This is a genomic window from Sorangium sp. KYC3313, assembly GCF_052075895.1.
GTDB classification, from domain to species: Bacteria; Myxococcota_A; Polyangia; order Polyangiales; family Polyangiaceae; genus Sorangium; species Sorangium cellulosum_B.
In genome coordinates, this window is sequence record NZ_CP197255.1 from 5,168,022 (window position 1) to 5,183,779 (window position 15,758).

At 72.5% G+C, this 15,758-nt stretch carries 10 protein-coding genes and 11 tRNA genes; 15 read left to right on the forward strand and 6 right to left on the reverse strand.

Translation table 11 applies throughout. The annotated features are described in order from the left end of the window. Positions 1 to 8 precede the first annotated feature (8 nt). From ACSRUE_RS20275 to ACSRUE_RS20345, 15 genes are all read left to right on the forward strand, one after another. Positions 9 to 83 (forward strand) — tRNA-His (locus ACSRUE_RS20275). Between the two features lie 99 nt (positions 84 to 182). Continuing rightward, positions 183 to 1,862, forward strand: a complete 1,680-nt coding sequence (locus ACSRUE_RS20280) for a TROVE domain-containing protein (protein WP_441292414.1) — start codon at positions 183 to 185, stop codon at positions 1,860 to 1,862. Positions 1,863 to 2,046: 184 nt separating this feature from the next. Next, a tRNA-Arg gene (locus ACSRUE_RS20285) sits at positions 2,047 to 2,118 on the forward strand. A 77-nt stretch (positions 2,119 to 2,195) separates the two neighbouring features. After that, positions 2,196 to 2,319, forward strand: a tRNA-OTHER gene (locus ACSRUE_RS20290). 7 nt (positions 2,320 to 2,326) lie between these two features. Continuing rightward, positions 2,327 to 2,398 (forward strand) — tRNA-Asp (locus ACSRUE_RS20295). Positions 2,399 to 2,402: 4 nt separating this feature from the next. After that, positions 2,403 to 2,472, forward strand: a tRNA-Trp gene (locus tag ACSRUE_RS20300). A 20-nt stretch (positions 2,473 to 2,492) separates the two neighbouring features. Then, complete coding sequence (locus tag ACSRUE_RS20305) at positions 2,493 to 2,624, forward strand: hypothetical protein (RefSeq protein WP_441292415.1); 132 nt, start codon at positions 2,493 to 2,495, stop codon at positions 2,622 to 2,624. Positions 2,625 to 2,642: 18 nt separating this feature from the next. After that, positions 2,643 to 2,714, forward strand: a tRNA-Ala gene (locus tag ACSRUE_RS20310). A 201-nt stretch (positions 2,715 to 2,915) separates the two neighbouring features. Then, a tRNA-Glu gene (locus ACSRUE_RS20315) sits at positions 2,916 to 2,989 on the forward strand. Positions 2,990 to 3,075: 86 nt separating this feature from the next. After that, positions 3,076 to 3,149: transfer RNA gene (locus tag ACSRUE_RS20320), tRNA-Pro, on the forward strand. Between the two features lie 45 nt (positions 3,150 to 3,194). Next, positions 3,195 to 3,268, forward strand: a tRNA-Pro gene (locus ACSRUE_RS20325). 15 nt (positions 3,269 to 3,283) lie between these two features. Beyond that, positions 3,284 to 3,365: transfer RNA gene (locus ACSRUE_RS20330), tRNA-Leu, on the forward strand. Between the two features lie 4 nt (positions 3,366 to 3,369). After that, positions 3,370 to 3,442 (forward strand) — tRNA-Leu (locus tag ACSRUE_RS20335). Positions 3,443 to 3,535: 93 nt separating this feature from the next. Further along, entirely contained in the window at positions 3,536 to 4,021 is a 486-nt protein-coding gene (locus tag ACSRUE_RS20340; protein WP_441292416.1) for an HNH endonuclease, read from the forward strand. A gap of 113 nt (positions 4,022 to 4,134) precedes the next feature. Then, positions 4,135 to 6,351, forward strand: coding sequence for a protein kinase domain-containing protein (locus tag ACSRUE_RS20345; protein WP_441292417.1), 2,217 nt, complete (start codon positions 4,135 to 4,137; stop codon positions 6,349 to 6,351). Positions 6,352 to 6,426: 75 nt separating this feature from the next. Here the strand turns inward: ACSRUE_RS20345 and ACSRUE_RS20350 are convergent, their stop codons facing one another. From ACSRUE_RS20350 to ACSRUE_RS20375, 6 genes are all read right to left on the reverse strand, one after another. Next, on the reverse strand, positions 6,427 to 7,002 hold the full coding sequence (locus ACSRUE_RS20350) for an HPF/RaiA family ribosome-associated protein (protein ID WP_441292418.1): 576 nt from the start codon (positions 7,000 to 7,002) through the stop codon (positions 6,427 to 6,429). Between the two features lie 714 nt (positions 7,003 to 7,716). Continuing rightward, the gene (locus ACSRUE_RS20355; protein ID WP_441292419.1) at positions 7,717 to 8,778 is read right to left on the reverse strand and encodes a hypothetical protein; all 1,062 of its coding nucleotides are present in this window, start codon (positions 8,776 to 8,778) and stop codon (positions 7,717 to 7,719) included. A gap of 54 nt (positions 8,779 to 8,832) precedes the next feature. After that, a complete protein-coding gene (locus ACSRUE_RS20360) occupies positions 8,833 to 10,410 on the reverse strand; it encodes a DUF4215 domain-containing protein (protein ID WP_441292420.1) in 1,578 nt (525 codons plus the stop codon). A gap of 352 nt (positions 10,411 to 10,762) precedes the next feature. Continuing rightward, positions 10,763 to 11,956: a formylglycine-generating enzyme family protein gene (locus ACSRUE_RS20365; RefSeq protein ID WP_441292421.1), complete on the reverse strand. Its 1,194-nt coding sequence runs from the start codon at positions 11,954 to 11,956 to the stop codon at positions 10,763 to 10,765. Between the two features lie 685 nt (positions 11,957 to 12,641). Further along, a complete protein-coding gene (locus ACSRUE_RS20370) occupies positions 12,642 to 13,706 on the reverse strand; it encodes a hypothetical protein (protein WP_441292422.1) in 1,065 nt (354 codons plus the stop codon). Between the two features lie 230 nt (positions 13,707 to 13,936). Further along, positions 13,937 to 15,532 carry a protein kinase domain-containing protein gene (locus tag ACSRUE_RS20375; RefSeq protein WP_441292423.1) on the reverse strand — a complete coding sequence of 532 codons (1,596 nt, stop codon included), beginning with the start codon at positions 15,530 to 15,532 and terminating at the stop codon, positions 13,937 to 13,939. Positions 15,533 to 15,758: the final 226 nt, after the last annotated feature.

Consider the following 15,758-nt stretch of genomic DNA (forward strand, 5'->3'; position numbering starts at 1 on the left):
GGTTTGCGTGGGTGTTTCTCTTCTGGTGAAGAGGGCAGGTTGTGACCCTGCGGAGGCGGGTTCGATCCCCGTACGCCCACCCAGGACGGGTCGAACGCGCTCGGTTATCTTTGGTAGATCAACCCGAGCGCGCTCTTTTATCCGTCCTCTTTTGCCCGGGGGCCCGGGCCGGAGGTGGTGTGATGGCCGATTATCTGAAGCACTTCGCCGCGCTGGTCACCCCGCAGCGGCAGAAGGCGCGCGCCGATCAGGTGAAGAACAGCGCCGGCGGCTTCGCCTTCGCCCTCGACGAATGGGCGAGGCTCGACCGCTGGCTGATCCTCGGCGCCGAGGGGGCAACCTACTGCGCGTCCGAGCGGAAGCTCACGGTGGAGAACGCCCGCGCCGTCGAGGCGTGCCTCGCCGCGGACGGGCCCCGCGCCGTGCAGCGCATCGTCGACATCAGCGGCTCGGGGCGAGCGCCGAAGAACGCGCCCGCGATCTTCGCGCTCGCGATCGCCGCCGCCGACGCGAAGCTCGAGACCCGGCAGGCCGCCCTCGCGGCCTTGCCCGAGGTGTGCCGCACGGGGATGGATCTCTTCCACTTCACCCGCATTGTGCAGGGGTTCCGCAAGTGGGGGCGCGGGCTCCGGTCCGCCGTCGCCGCCTGGTACAACGACAAGCCCGTCGACAGGGTCGCGTACCAGGCGATGAAGTACCAGCAGCGCGACGGCTACAGCCACCGCGATCTCCTGCGGCTCGCGCACCCGGTCGCGCCGACCCCGCAGCACGACGCCCTTTACCGCTGGATCGTCGGCGGCATCGAGGCGCTCGGGAAGGCGTCGGCGCGCGGCAAGGCGCTGCCCATGACCGATCTGCCGGACGCGGTGCGCGCGTTCGAGTCGCTCCGCGCGGCGACGAACCGCAAGCAGGTCACCGCGCTGATCAGGCAGCATCGCTTCACGCACGAGATGCTCCTGACCGAGTGGAAGAACGACCCCGCGGTCTGGGAGGCGCTGCTCGAGCAGATGCCTCAGACAGCGCTCCTCCGGAACCTGGGGAAGATGACCGCGATCGGCCTGCTCTCGCCGATGAGCGACGCGTCCCGCAGGGTGGCGCGACAGCTCACCGACGCCGGGCGCCTGCGCGCGGCCCGGGTCCACCCCATCGCCGTGCTCTCGGCCCTCAAGGTCTATGAGCAGGGCCACGGCGAGCGCGCTCGCCGGCGCGCCAACGCGCTCTCGTGGACCCCGGTCCGCGAGGTCGTCGACGCGCTGAACGAGGCGTTTTACCTCGCGTTCCGGGCGGTCGAGCCGACGGGGAAGAAGCACCTCCTGGCGCTCGACATCTCCGGGTCCATGACCAGCGGCTCCATCGCCGGCGTCCCTGGCTTGACGCCGCGCGTGGCGAGCGCAGCCATGGCCATGGCGACGGCGAGGATCGAGCGCGAGTACGGCGTCGTCGGCTTCTCGGCGGCGTCGGGCGGGTACGGCGGCAAGTGGGGCGGGGGCGCCTCCGGCCTCATGCCGCTGTCGGTGTCGCCGGAGCAGCGCCTCGACGACGTGCTGCGCGCGGTGGGTGGCCTCCCCTTCGGCGGCACCGACTGCGCGTTGCCGATGGTCTGGGCGAAGCGGAACCGGGTAGAGGTCGACGCGTTCGTCATCTACACGGACAACGAGACCTGGGCGGGCGCCGTTCACCCGTTCCAGGCGCTCAGGGAATACCGGCAGGCGATGGGCCGACCGGCCCGGCTGATCGTCGTCGGCATGACGTCGACCGGCTTCTCGATCGCCGATCCCACGGACCCCGGCATGCTCGATGTCGTGGGGTTCGACGGGGCGGCCCCCCAGGTGATGGCGGATTTCACCCGGGGTGTCTCGTGACAGGCAGCGTGACGGACGGGCTCCGCCAGCCCGTCCGTCCGACGAGGGCGCCTCACGATCGCCCTCCTCTTGCGGGGCGCCGCCAGGATGGATGGCGCCTGTCCTTCACCCTTTGCCCGGGATCCCCCGGGCCTCGGAGGGACAGTTCTCGTGGTTCGACTCCAGCGTCCCGCTCTCAGCAACAGCCCCCGAGCCCGAATGGATAGGGGCCGGCCTACGAAGCCGGTCGATGCGGGTTCGAGTCCCGCCGGGGGCGCCGGGATCCCCCTCTCCGTCGCCCGCCCTCTCGCCCGATCCGGGCCGAAGGACGACGGTTCTCGGATCCCGACCTTTGCCGCCGTAGCTCAGCCTGGTAGAGCACCTGACATTCCGCTCTCCACCCATTTGCCCGATCCGGGCCGAAGGAGGACGGTTACCGTTCATCTGGATGACGCGGGTTCGAATCCCGTCGGCGGCGCTGGTTTGCCCTCGTATGCATCTGGTGAGGCAGCCTGATTGTCGATCAGGTGAGGGGAGTTCGATCCTCCTCGGGGGCGCCTCGGGGTGTGCGTCATGGAGACGGCGGAGCCTCCAAAACTCCTGCGAGAAGGTTCGATTCCTTCACACCCCGCCGCAAAAAAAAGGAGCGCGATGAACCCAATAAGAACGATGAGTGATCGTCCAATGGGCGAGGAGGTAAAGGAAATGAAGGAGGTAAAGGAGGTAAAGGAGGTAAAGGACGTGGGGAGACAAGGAGATGGATGTTCGATGATGAAGATCTGACGCCAGAGCCGCTGGCTCGGGGTGATAGTTCAACCGGGAGAACACTGCCTTCGCACGGCAGGGATCGAGGTTCGACCCCTCGTCGCTCCACCGGACGGGCCAATGTTCGTGGGTTACCATGCCGCTTGGCAGTTCCCCCTTGGGGCCTCCCCACGGTGTCCTTTGCCCGTTCGTTCGTCTCGTTGCCGAGGCGGGCCGCCGTCCGGCGGCCGCACACGATGTGCGGGCGCTCTGCGCCCGCGACATCGCGGCGCCGGGGCCGCAGGTCGGCTCTCCTGATCATGTGTCCCTGTCCCCATCTCGCTAGAGGCTCAGGCGGCCGGATTTTCGCTCCGGAGACGCGGGTTCGAATCCCGCTGGGGACACCGGGCCGCTCCGCTCGCCAGCGTGCTCCTTGGGGAGCCCGCGCCCGAGCGAGCGAGCCTGCCAATTCCATCTTGAGGATAGATTTCTGGGTGTGGCTCAACCTGGTAGAGCACCGGCTTCGGGAGCCGGGGACTGGGGGTTCGAATCCCCCCACCCAGACCGCGGAGGGGCGACAGCTCCGCCGCGACGCGCGACGAAGACCCTCTGGGTGTGGCTCAACCTGGTAGAGCACCGGCTCGGGGAGCCGGGGGCTGGAGGTTCGAATCCTCCCACTCAGACCGCGTCGCGCAGACGTCACCGTGACGGAACGGCATACGTGGCAGGCTGAGATCCTGCGCCCTTCGGGGCATGTGGGTTCGAGTCCCACCGGTGACACCCTGCCCGGGTGGCGAAACGGCAAACGCTGCTGGCTTAGACCCAGCCATCTGGGGGTTCGACTCCCTCCCCGGGCACCGATTGCGTCTAACCTGGAGTGACGTCATGAAGAGAAAGAGACGATAGAGAGGTGGGCCATGACCGCGCAGACGCTGCTTTTGACGCCATGGATGGTGCCCCATAAGGTCATCCCCTGGCAGACCGCCGTCACGATGAGCTTCCTGGGCAAGGTGGAGGTCATCGAGGTGTACGACGACGTCATCCGGTCGCCGTCGCTCTCCATCAACGCGCCTGCGGTGGTGCGGCTGAAGCGGCCGACGCTGGGGATGAAGCGCGGCGTGAAGTTCTCGCGGCTCAACGTCCTCCTGCGCGACGGATTCCGCTGCCAGTACTGCGGCGTGAAGAAGGTGGCCCGTGAGCTCAACTACGATCACGTCATCCCGCGTGTGCAGGGTGGCAAGACCGTCTGGGACAACATCGTCGCTTCCTGCTACGCGTGCAACTCGACGAAGCGGGGGCGTACGCCGGAGCAGGCCGGCATGAAGCTGCTCCGCGCCCCGGTGAAGCCGAAGTGGCTGCCGCCTGCGCCCGTCATGGGCCTGAGCGAGCGGCGCATCCCGGAGGTGTGGGCAGGCTACTGCGCGAGCCTGGGCTGAGCTGAGCCCCTCGCGCCGGCGCGCCCGCGGCCCGTCGTGCAGACGGCGGGTCGGGCGCGCCGGCGCGCGTCGGGGCTTCCGCCGGCGGCCGCGCGGGTGCAGGATGGCCAGGCATGGAGACGCGTCAGGCCGAAGGCCGCGCGGAGGACGAGGACGCGCCGTTCCCCGCGATCCTGCGGGGCTGGCTCATCGAGGGAGAGCTCGGCCGCGGCGGGATGGGGCGCGTCTTCCGGGCGCTGCACCCGAAGACGCGGGCGCGGGCGGCGATCAAGGTGCTGCTTGGCGACTACGCCCGCCGGCCGGACGTCGTGGCGCGCTTCCGGCAGGAGGCGATCGCCGTCAACATCATCAACCACCCCGGCATCGTCCGTGTCTTCGACTCCGGTGAGCTCGAGGACGGCTCGCCCTACATCGTGATGGAGTACCTGGACGGGCGGGGGCTGCGCGACTGGGTGCAGGCCGTGCCGGCCGCGGATCGGCCGCGGCAGGTCGTGCGGCTCGGCTACCAGATCGCGTCGGCCATGGCCGCGGCCCACGCGTCCAAGGTCGTCCACCGCGATCTGAAGCCGGAGAACATCATGGTGATCGACGACGAGCTCGCCCCCGGGGGCAGCCGCGTCAAGATCCTCGATTTCGGCATCGCGAAGGTCCTCTGGGGCGGCCTCCCCGAGGTGCTGGAGCTGGACGCGAGGGGCTCCCTCGCGCCGGCGTCCGTGCCCCCGCTCCGCACCGAGCTCTCTGCGCCGACCGCGCCGACGGTGGGGATGGCGCCCGACCCCGAGAGCGCCGCCGGCCGGGCGGGGATCGCGAGTGGCCCTGCGAGCGACGCGCGCACGACGGCGGACAGCGAAGAGAGCTCGACGGCGGAGAGCGACTTGCGCGAGGACGACGCGCTCCGGAGCCTTCCTCGCGTGAGCCTCGAGAGGCCCGCGATCGAGATCCTCCCCGCGCCGGTCGAGATCCCGCCCGGGGTGGTCTCCTCTGCAGCGGGGCGCGTGTCCATCGAGCCCGCCGGGCGCGCGTCGAGCGGCGTGGGCGCGGGACAGCCCACGATGCCGTTCACGCAGGAAGGCGCGTGGGGCCTCGGGACGAGGAGCTACATGGCGCCGGAGCAGGAGCGCCACTCCGGGAGCGTCGACGTCAAGGCGGACGTCTACTCCCTCGGCGTCATCCTCTACGAGCTGCTCGAGGGGCAGACGCCCGACGCGCCGCGCGGCGCGTGGCCGCCCCCGATGAGCGCCGCCACGCCGCCCGATCTCGTCGCCCTCGTCCACCAGGTGCTGTCGTTCGACCCCGATGCGCGGCCGCGCATGGCGGAGGTGGCGACGGCGCTGCACCGGCTCGGCCGGGCGAAGAAGGAGCTCGACGAGGCGCTCACGAGGTGGGTCGCGAGCGGCAGGGCGCCGGGGCTCCTGCCGCGCGGCAAGGCGCTGCACGAGCTGTCCGCGTGGGCCCGGGACATCGACGACCTCTCGGCCCTGGAGCGCAGCTTCCTCGACGCGGCCCTCGGCGCGGAGGCGCGCCGCGAGCGGCTCACGCGGGTGCTCCTTGCGCTCGGCGTTGTCTTCCTGATGGGCATGGTCGCGACGACCACGGTGTTCTGGGTGCACGCGACGCGGGCGCGGGCGACGGCCGAGGCCGCCGAGCGCGGCGCGCGGGAGCACAGCCGCCTCGAGGCGGCCGCGAACGCCTCCGCGCAGGAGGCCCTCGCGAAGATGACCGAGGCGCAGCGCGCCACCGAGGAGGCGCTCGCGCTCGCGATGAAGGCGAGCGACGACGCGAGGAGCGCCAACTCCGCCAGGGACTCGATGACCGAGGCGAAGCGCCTGGCCGAGGGCGCCGAGCTCCGCGCGAGGCGCGCGGCGCAGGCCGCGGCCGCCGCGAAGGTGGAGGCGGACGAGCGCTACGAGCAGTCGAGGAGCGCCATGGAGCGCGAGATCGCCGGGCTCGAGGGGGACCGCGAGCGCCTGTCGGCGCGGCTCGGACAGGCCGAGGACGAGCGCGAGAGGGTGAGGGCCGCGCTCCGCTCGAGCGAGCACGAGCTCAGGGCGGCCCTGTCGGAGCTGAGGCGCGAGTCCACGCGCGTGGGCTTGCTCGAGCGCAGGCTCGACGAGGCCTCCGCGCAGATCGACGTATTGGAGAGGCAGAACGAGGAGTGCGCCCTGCGGCAGCGCAGGGCGCAGCCGCGGCCAGAGCCGCCCGCGGACGGGGACATGCCCCCTGCGAGGCAAGAGAGAGAGGAGAGCGCGACGCCGCCGGCCGAGCCTCCGGCGGACTCGAGGCCTCGACCGGCGCCCCGCTGGCGGTGGCGACGCGATACGACGATATAGCGGCGGCCTCCGCGGACAGCGGGGAGGCGGGGCTCGCGCCGCGCGCTCGAGCCCCGCGCGCCCTGAGCATTCCGGCTAGCTGAGCGTGGGTATCTCCTCGCGGCCACGGTTGCCGCCGCGCGCGTCCACGACGCGCACGCTGCTCGCCTGAGGCCCCTCGTCGCCGTCCTCCTCGGTGTAGGCGACGCCCATGCCGACCCTCAGATCGGAGAACGGAGCCGATACGATGCTTCGCTCGTGGAAATAGATCTCCCGGCCATCGATCGTCGTGATGAACCCGTAGTCGTTGAACAGCTTCGCGATGACGCCGGCCGTGTCCTGCGCCGGGTGGGCCTTCACCTCGCTCCGCTGCTCGTCCGCGAGCTTCTTGAGCTGGCGACCGGCGCGCTGGAACACGTCGCGCACCGCCGCCGGCAGCAGGTTCCTCGCGGCCCGCTCCTCGCTCACGATCTCGTGCTTGCCGGCCACGTGGAGGTCGACGCGCACGCGGTACTCTCCGCCCGTGCCCATGCTCGCGTGGTCGCGCTCGACCACCACCGCGCAGCTGTTGATGTGGTCGTTGAAGCGCTCGATCTTGTTCGCTTGCTCCTGGATCAGCTCCTCGAGCGAGGGGCTCTTGCCGATGTGTCGGAAGGTGAGCTCCACTTGCATGCCCTCTCCTTTCATCGCTTCGAATCACGCTGTAGCATCGTCGTTATGCGTCTGCGTCGCCGGATGCGCAGGCTCGGAGGGATTGGCCCTGCGACCGCGAGCACCTCGCGTGTGCTCGCCGTGATCAGGTAGCAAGTTCGCTGCCATGGCCGCTCACCCGCGCAACCGCTGCGCGGCGCGCTCCTTCACGGTCGAGCGCGCCAGGCGCGCGCGCGGAGGCGCAGGCTCTGCGCGGAGGGAGCCAGTTCTTGCGTCCCTCGTGGATCTCCAGGGTGGCAAGGGGGTGTGGCACGAAGCGACGGGGCGCGCTCGCCTGGGGCAGTTTGCGACGAGCGGCGCGCTTCACGTCGTTCCATGGCGTCTCGTCGGCGCTCCACGCGTGTCGAGCCGGGGAGCGGCGCCGCCCGGTCCTGACGAGCTCTGCCATCAGGGGGCGCCGCGAGGGGCGGCGGCCACGGCGGGCCCTCATGGAGCGCGGAGCGACGCGGAGGCCCGCCCGCCGTGCCGATCGGGAGCACGTGCGCACGGCGTGTCGTCGTGCGGCGCAGGAGCAGCGACAGGATGGCGTGCACGAGGGCGAGCGCTCGCGCCGCGATCGTCGCCGCGCCGCTGGCCCGCGCTCCTCCGCTCGGCCGCCCTCCGCCGCGCGCCGCGCGCTCGTGCTCGCCGTGGCCCTCGGATCGAGCGCGCTCCTCGGCGCGTCGGGGCGCCGCTTCAGCGGATCTCGAAGACGTAATCCGTGTCGTAGGTGCGGACGAAGAGCTTGCCGTCCTTCTCGACGAGGAACTCGGGGCCGCTCTTGAGCGGCAGCTTCGAGGCCACCTTGCCGGTGGCGCGCTCGAGGACATAGAGGAAATCCGGCTCGGCCGTGAAGCCGTATCCGCAGAGGAGGTGATCTCCACGCAAGACGAAGTTCTCGGCGTTGCAGACGAGCGGCGCGCTCTGCCAGAGGAGCTGCCCCGAGGCGAGCTCGATGGCCGACAGGTAGGCGTTCTTGCCCTTCGACGAGGCCGCATACGTCCTGTGCCCCGACGAGACGTAGAGGACGCCGTCCTCGACCGCGGCCCAGCCGATGCTGCCCTTCACGAAGCCGGCTTCCTTGGGATCGAACTCAGGCGGCGTGAGAAAGCTCTCGAAGTCGAAGAAGGCGACGATCGTGTGCGCCGCGTCGAGGATCGCGACGAAGCGCGCCTCGGCGAAGCTCGGGCCGTAGAGCAGCGCGCTGTGGTCCCCGTGGCCGATCGCCTTGACGAGCGCTTGATCGCGGTAGCGCTCGGGAGCGAAGGAGGGGAAGGTGTCGCTCGCCCCGCCCGCGTCCGCCCTCGGCGCCGGCGTGATCACCGGCAGCGCGAGGCCGTTCGTGGTGAACCATGCCGCCTCGTCCGTGATCTGGTTCTTCTTCTCGCTGACCTTCACGAGGCGCGGCGCGGCGGAGCTTCCGGCCGGCGCGCGCCGGACGAGCGCCGCGCCAAACGGCGGCGGCGGGAGCCTCACCGGCGACCGGTCATCGAGCGCCGCGCCGTCGTCGCCCGCGGCCACCAGCGCCGGCTGCCCGTTGCCGCCGCGGGGGCGCGGCGCGGGCCGCGGCGGCGGGGCGCCGTCGTGAGGCGCCGGCGTCGCGGGCCGCGCCGCGCCGGGGGGCGCCGCGGCGTCCTGGGAGGCGCGGGCGGGCGGCGCCGAGGCCGGCTGGCACGCGCCTGCGGCGAGCAACGCGGCGGCGAGCCAGCGCGCGGGGCGATGGGGCTGAGGCGGAGACGGAGGCGGGGCGGCGAGCACGCGCGCAGCGTACCGCATCCGCCCCGGCGAGAGGGCGCTCCCAGGCGCGGGAGCTCAGCCGGCGGGCGTGAAGGAGAGGTTGAGCGTGTAGGGGCCGGCGTCCTGCGCGTTGTAGGGCTCGACGAAGATGAACAGCGGCGCGCCGCCGTCGACAGCGATATCGATCCTCTCGTCGCGGCCTTTGTTCTGCTCCTCGATGCACGCCAGCTGGCGTCCCGTGCAGCCGGCCCGCACGTAGAAGCCCTGGTCGGTCTCGGAGGACAGCACCACCCTGAGCCTGCCAGCGCCCGGCGGTGTGATCGTGTGGATCCCCTCCCGCATCCCGAGCCGGGTGCAGGTGCTGTCGAACACCATCGTCCCGCTCGTCGTGTCGCCCCGGTTCTCGCCGAGGACGGCCACGGGCGCGTGCGCGCAGAGGTCGTCGAGCTCCCAGGTGCACTCGGCGGAGCAGCCGTCGCCGCTGGCGGTGTTGCCGTCGTCGCACTCCTCGGGCCGGCTGGTGATGCCGTCCCCGCAGGTGGCCGGAGAGAACGAGAGCTCCAGCGTGTACGGCCCTGCGCCAGCGGACGTGACGGTATCGACGAAGATCGGCACCTCCTGGTCCTGGCTCACGACGATCGCGATTTCAGGCCCGGCGCCCGAGGGGGCGGTCTTGTTCTGGCAGGCGAGCTCGGTGGATCCGTCCGCGCACGCCGTGCGGGCGTAGAGGACGTGACCCCCCGTCCCCGACTGGAGCACGACGCGGAGCGTGCCCGACTGCCCCGGGGGAGGCGTGAACAGGTGGACCTCCTCGGGCCCCACGCCCCCGCAGGTGCCTTCGAACACGCGCGTGCCCAGCGACGTGTCGCCCTCGATCGTCGTCGTCGCCGGCGCTGCGTCCGCGCAGGCTGCGTCGACGAGCGGGCGGCAGGTCGCGGCGCAGTCGGTGTCCGCGCAGTCGACGCGATCGTCGCCCTCGTCGTCCTTGCCGTCGGAGCAGTCCGTCTCGCCGAGCTTGCAGAGGCCGTCGAGCGTGTCGCACACGCTGAGCGTCCGGCACTGCGAGCTCTCGGTGCACCCAGGGATGCACGCGGTGCGCCCGCCCCTGACCTCGCTGCACCGGTAGCCATCGCGGCAATCGTCCGGCCCGCTGCACAGAAGGAGGCACAACCCCAGGCCCTCGCCGAAATCTTCACAGACGCCGCCGTTGGAACAGTCTTCCACGGCGGGATCGCACTGGCCCGCGCAGGCGCCGGACGGCCATCCCCACTCGCGCTCGGTGATGCAGTAGTCCTCGGGGCAGGCGGCATCGGAGGTGCACGCCGCTCCATAGGGCGTGGCGCTCGCTCCGCCGGAGCCGCCGGTGCCCGTGGGCTCGGAGCCACCCGCGCCGCCGGTGCCCGTGGGCTCGGAGCCACCCGCGCCGCCGGTGCCCGCGGGCTCGGCGCCGCCGGTGCCCGCGGGCTCGGCGCCGCCGCTGCCGCCGGTGCCGGTCGCGCCCGACGCACCGGCGCCGCTGCCCGTGGGCTGGGCGCCGCCGGAGCCGCCGGAGCCACCGGCACCGCCTTCGCCACGTTCGCCGTCATCGCCGCCGCACCCAGCGGTCGTCGAGAGCGCGAGCACAAAGAGACCTGCAACGAGTCGTACGTTCATCCACCCGCTCCACCAGAGAGAGATTGTCGAGACGCGAGGTGCACTCCACCCCACGACGCAGCGCCGCACCATCTTCAGTGCAACGGCTTCGCCTGCCAACCCCGGTTCACGGCATCCGCGTTCGTTGGCGCGCCGCGTTTGCCGCGCGCTCGTCATGCGCGATCCGCGCCGGACAGCGGTCCGTTCCGCGGAAAGAGGGCGCACGGAGGCGGCGCGCGTAGCATGCGAGCCCACCGGCCCGCCGCCGTGATGGATGCGACGCGCCTCACGGCGGTGCGGACGGGCGCGGCGGCGGCGCCGCGCGCGAACGGGGCGCCGGGACGGCGCTCGACTTCTCGGCTGAGCGCGGCCGCTACGGCGTCCTCGCGCACCGCACGCCGAGGCTGTAATAGGGCGCCGACGGCGCGACGCTGACCCGCTCGGACGTCAGCAGATAGCTCGGCGTGCCGAAGCTGCTCCCGCCGCGGACCACCCGGTTCGAGGTGTCCGTCAGGTTGGCGCAGTCGACGCATTCCGCCGGATAGGTCCCGTACCCATCCAGCGCCCACTCCCGCATGCTCCCGCCGAGATCCGCCTGCGTCCACCGCCCGTCGCCCTTCGGCGAGCGGGACCCGACGTGCGCGATGTCGCTGAAGTCGCTCTGGAATGTGCAGCCGGGCGCCGCCGTGCTCTCCCTGCAATCGTAGGAGGCGTAGCTCGCGTCGATGATCGTCGACTCCGGCGGATTCGACCACGGATACTGCCGCTGCTCGTCCCCGCCGGCCGCCGCGTAGTTCCACTCGGCTTCTGTCGGGAGCCGGCCCCCGTCCCACGCGCAGAACGCGAAGGCGACAACCCAGCTCACGCAGTTCATGGGCAGGTGCTCCTGGGCGCCCGCCTCCTCCGTCCACGTCCGCATGTCCGCGTTGTCCGGAGTGCACATCACCGCTGCTCGCAGCGCCGCCGCGTCCGGGGGCAGATCGCTGTTCCAGGCCGGGTTCCACCCGCTCCCCTGGATGCCCGGGTGCGCTCCCGCGTCGGCCGCGGGCTGGCTGCCGGGGTACGCCTCGAAGAACTTCCGGAACCTCCCCACCGTCACCTCGAAGCGATCCAGCCGGAAGTCGCTCACCGTCGCTGGATATGCAGCATCGTTGCCGCGGTCGAATGTCCCCCCGGGCACCACCGCGCTCGCGCAGCAGCTCTCGCTTTCGCCCGGCCCGCACGTTGATGGCAGCCCTTCGCAGCTCGGCGGCGTCGTGCACGCCCCTCCGCTGCACACGGGCGCCTCCGCAGGACACGGCTCCGGGGCGTCCCACTGACCGCGGTCGTTGCACCGCTCTAGCCGGTTGTCCGAGCACCGCGCGTCGTCGCGCGTGCATTCGCCGGCGCCGCTGCCGTTGCCGGCGCCGCCGCGGCCCGAGCTTGCGTCGCCTCCGCCGGAGACGGTGTCGCCGCCTGCGCCTTCGAAGGGGTGATAGTCCTTGTCCAGCCCCAGTATCGCCGTGCAGCCGCTTGCCATGAAGGCCGATGCCGCCCACCACCACCGACGCGTGCGCTTGCTCTTCATATCTCCTCTTGGGCCGCTCTCCCCGCGCTGTCCACCGCGGCGCGCGCCCGCGATCTTACCCGGCGACGCGCGCGGCTGCGCCGCCTCCAGCGGTATGGCCGCGCTCGACGCGCTTCACTCGTTGGGAACGAGCGGGTCGATGGTCGGTGCGCGGATGGGACGCAGTTGCGGGGGTGGCTCATGCGCCGGACTGGTGGTCAAGACGTGGACGGGTCGATTGCTCGAAATTGAGCTCGACCTGGTCGAGCTCTCCGTCTGCCGCACGTGTTGCGAGCTGGAGAGGTGCTCCGGGGCGGCGTGGGTTCAGACGGGCGCTGGGCCGCCGCCGTCCTGCGCCGAAGCCGCCGGCGGCGCCGCGGCGGGCGCGGGTGCAGGCGAGGCTTCGGGCGCAGCGGCCGGCGGCGCGGGGGCGACCTGGGGCTGGGGCGCGGAGGCGCCGCGCTCGGCGGAGACGGCCGGGAAGCGCTCCGCGGCGGCGGGGTCCTCCCGCTCCAGGTAGCGGCCGAGGTGGAGGAGCTCGACGTAACGACGTAAAACGACGTAAGCAGAGTGCCAGTGCGCTGGACGCCGCGTGGGCCCGCGGGAGACCACGCCATTCCACCGCGTGCGCCCGTCCGGCTGGCCTGTGGACGACGAGGCCGTCCCGTCCCCAGGAGCTGCTCTTACGCAGGCGCTGTCGCCGGCGTCAGAAGCGCCCTCGCGCGCCGAACACGGCCCCCTCTGGCCCTGCCTCCAGCACGCCCGCGCTGATCCACCTCGGGCTCGCGCTGGCCGCCCGTGCCGCGGTCTTCGGCTCGGTGAGATAAAGGACGAGCGCCGTCCCGGCCCCGGCCAGGCCCACCGCGAACCCGATGGTGCTCACCGTGGCCAGCGTGTTCGCGCTATCCCCTGCGTCGCGCCCTGTCGTGTCGCAGGCCTTCGGGTCCGCGGCCTGGATCCCGCGGCCGCAGTGGTCGTCGATGGTGGCCTTCTTGCCGAGCACGAGCGCGCCGGTGATGCCGCCCAGCGCCAGCCCCGCCGCGCCGAGCCCGCCCGCTAGGTAGAGGGCCGTTCGATGGCCTGCGGGCGCCTCCGGCGCATCCGGCGGGGCCGGCGCAGGCGCCGGCACGATCGCGGGCGTCGGGGACGCCGGATGCGGCGCGGGGGCTCGGGCGGCCGGCGCGTCCTTCAGCGCCAGCGTGAGCTCTTTCGTCTCGCCCGCCGCGATCGTGACGTGTTGTTCCCGGACGGGCTCTCCCGGCGCCTGGATCGACACCCGGTGATCTCCCGGGTCGACCGGCAGCGCGACGCCCAGCGCGGCCTCGCCCAGCACGGAGCCGTCGCGCTGGACCACTGTGCCCGCCGGCGCCCCCGGCGGCAAGGAGAGCGCGAGCCTCGGGATCCGGGGCGAGAGCCGATCGCGCTCCTGCCTCGCGAGCTTCGGCCGCTCGCCCTGGCGGGCCTGCTCGGCCGGCGTCATCCGATCGAAACGCGACAGGTAGTCCTTGAAGCGCGCGACCGCCGTGGCGATGCGGCCCCACTGGGCCTCGCAGGACGCCAGCGTGAAGAGCGTGCCGGGCTGAGGGTCAATGCGCTCGCTCTCGGCGAGGGCCTTGCAGCCCGTCTCGTAACGGCCTGCCTGCATGTCGGCGAGCCCCCGTTCGAAGAGCGCCTCGGCGGCGGCGATGTCCTGCGCCGCGGCAGGAGCCGAGAGGGAGAGCACGCCGAGGGCGGCGAGGAGAGGGGCGGAGCGGCGGAGACAAGAGGGCATGCGCTGGCACTCGGCAGGTGAGGAGAAAGCGGGAGACGCGGGAACTGGCGCGGTGGGCGGGCGGATTGGAGCACGAAGACGGCGAGGTGGGAAGGCGGGGAAGGGGAGGAAGGAGAGGGGAACGGGGCGCCGTGCCGTGCTCTTCACGACGGCGCTCGAACCGCTCGGGGGCAAGAGGAGGTGGAGCTCGGCGCGCAGGGCGCGAGCCGGCGCTGCCGCGGAGCTGCAGCTCAATACCGGCCGTACGGGGAGGTGGATGTCGTTTGTTGCGGCGCGGACGGCTTCTTATCGCTCGATGGCGGCCTGGGACCCGACAGCGATGGCTTGGCCGCGGGGGCCCGCGACGGCGCACCCGGGCGGAGCGTTGTCGACGTGGGTGCCGTGGAGGCTCGCACTGCCGCTGTGGACGGCGCGCGTGGCGCCGTCGTCGAGGCGGGAGGAGGCGGCGCCGCGGCGGACGGTTCCGGTGCCGCGGGGGCCGCCTCGGGCGCCGGCACGAGGGATGGTTCGGGCGTCGACGCGGGCGCCGGTACGAGGGTCGGCTCGGGCGCTGCCGCCGTCGACTCCGGCGTCGCTGCCGCCGTCGTGACGTCAGCCGCCGCCGGCTCACCGCCGCGGCTGGCGCGCAGCCCGAGCCAGCCGCCGCCCAGCAGCACGAGGAGCCCGAGCCCCGAAAGCCCCGCGGCGAGGGGGGCGCGGCTCGGTCTCGACGGCCTGGAAAGCATGCCGAACACCGCGGCGTCCGTCGAGCTCCCCACGAGTGCCGGACCGGACGAGCGCGCGTCGCGCTCCGGGCCCGCGCTCATCGCCGCCGCCGGGGCCGGCTCGGTCGTGACGAGGGCGGTGGCCACCGCCGCCGCGGCGGGGGCCACCGCCGCCGCCGCGGGGGCCGTTCCGGGCCAGGACGGCGCGGTCGGGAACGTCGCCTGGCCGCCGGCGACGGGGATGCCGAGCACCTCGCCGAGGGCCCGCATCGCGTCCGTGGCCCGCTGGAACCGCGCCGCGGGATCGACCGCCGTGGCCCGGGCGAACCACGCGTCGAAGGCCGGCGGCAGCGTCACGCCCATCGAGCGCGCCCGCTGCACCGGCGGCTCCTGCGGGCCGCCGACGGCGATCATCGCGAACGCGAACACGCCGTCGACGGTGCTCGCCTCGGGATCCCAGTACGAGGCGCCCACGAGCAGCGTATAGGCCATCATGCCGAGCGCGAAGATGTCCGCGGCGCCGGTGAGCCTCGTGCGGCCGTGGAACTGCTCGGGGGGCATGTAGATCGGCGTGCCGAGGCTGCTCGTGGCGCCCGCGGCGGTGGAGCCCTCGGCGACGAGCTTGGCGATGCCGAAGTCGAGGATCTTCACGCGGACCGAGCCGTCCTCGCGCTGCGACAGGAAGATGTTCGCGGGCTTGAGGTCGCGGTGCACGATGCTCGCCGCGTGGGTCCGGTCGAGGGCCAGCGCGGTCTGGTAGAGGTAGGTGACGGCCTCGGCGGGCGGCAGGCGGCCGGCGCGCTCGACCCGCTCGCCGAGCTCCTCGCCGCGCAGGAGCTCCATGACCAGGAACGGCATTCCGGTCGCCTCGTCGACGCCCGCGTCGAAGACGTCGACGATGTGCTCGCTCTCGACCCTGGCCCCGATGCGCGCCTCTCGCTTGAAGCGCTCGCGCATCTCCTCGCTCTGGAAGAGGTGAGCGTGCATGACCTTGAGCGCGCGGCGGCGCTCGGTCTCGAGGTGAATCACCTCGTGCACGGCCCCCATCGCGCCGGCAGCGATGAGGCGCACGACGCGGTAGCGGCGCGCGAAGACCGTCCCCTCCGCAAGGATGACCGACACAAGCCGAGGCTCACGCGCCGGGTGGGCGGCGTCAAGGGGACGGGAGGGCCACTGTCCGCCGGTGACGACCCCGGGAGCCGCGCGCCGCCTGGGACGCGGGGGGAGGCGGTGCGGCCGCGCCTGCACCCGCGCCGGCTCGGCCCAGGGGAGCCCGCGGCAGGCGTCGCGGGCGCTCCTCGCACCCCGAGGGGCGCGGCGACGCGAGGGTGGAGGGTTCAAGGATCAA

What these genes read in the sequence shown, in the direction of transcription:
- ACSRUE_RS20340 (WP_441292416.1), top strand. Translation starts at nt 3,536, where the DNA reads ATGGTGCCCCATAAGGTCATCCCCTGGCAGACCGCCGTCACGATGAGC.
- ACSRUE_RS20350 (WP_441292418.1), bottom strand. Translation starts at nt 7,002, where the DNA reads ATGCAAGTGGAGCTCACCTTCCGACACATCGGCAAGAGCCCCTCGCTC.
- ACSRUE_RS20345 (WP_441292417.1), top strand. Translation starts at nt 4,135, where the DNA reads ATGGAGACGCGTCAGGCCGAAGGCCGCGCGGAGGACGAGGACGCGCCG.
- ACSRUE_RS20305 (WP_441292415.1), top strand. Translation starts at nt 2,493, where the DNA reads ATGAACCCAATAAGAACGATGAGTGATCGTCCAATGGGCGAGGAGGTA.
- ACSRUE_RS20365 (WP_441292421.1), bottom strand. Translation starts at nt 11,956, where the DNA reads ATGAAGAGCAAGCGCACGCGTCGGTGGTGGTGGGCGGCATCGGCCTTC.
- ACSRUE_RS20280 (WP_441292414.1), top strand. Translation starts at nt 183, where the DNA reads ATGGCCGATTATCTGAAGCACTTCGCCGCGCTGGTCACCCCGCAGCGG.
- ACSRUE_RS20360 (WP_441292420.1), bottom strand. Translation starts at nt 10,410, where the DNA reads ATGAACGTACGACTCGTTGCAGGTCTCTTTGTGCTCGCGCTCTCGACG.
- ACSRUE_RS20370 (WP_441292422.1), bottom strand. Translation starts at nt 13,706, where the DNA reads ATGCCCTCTTGTCTCCGCCGCTCCGCCCCTCTCCTCGCCGCCCTCGGC.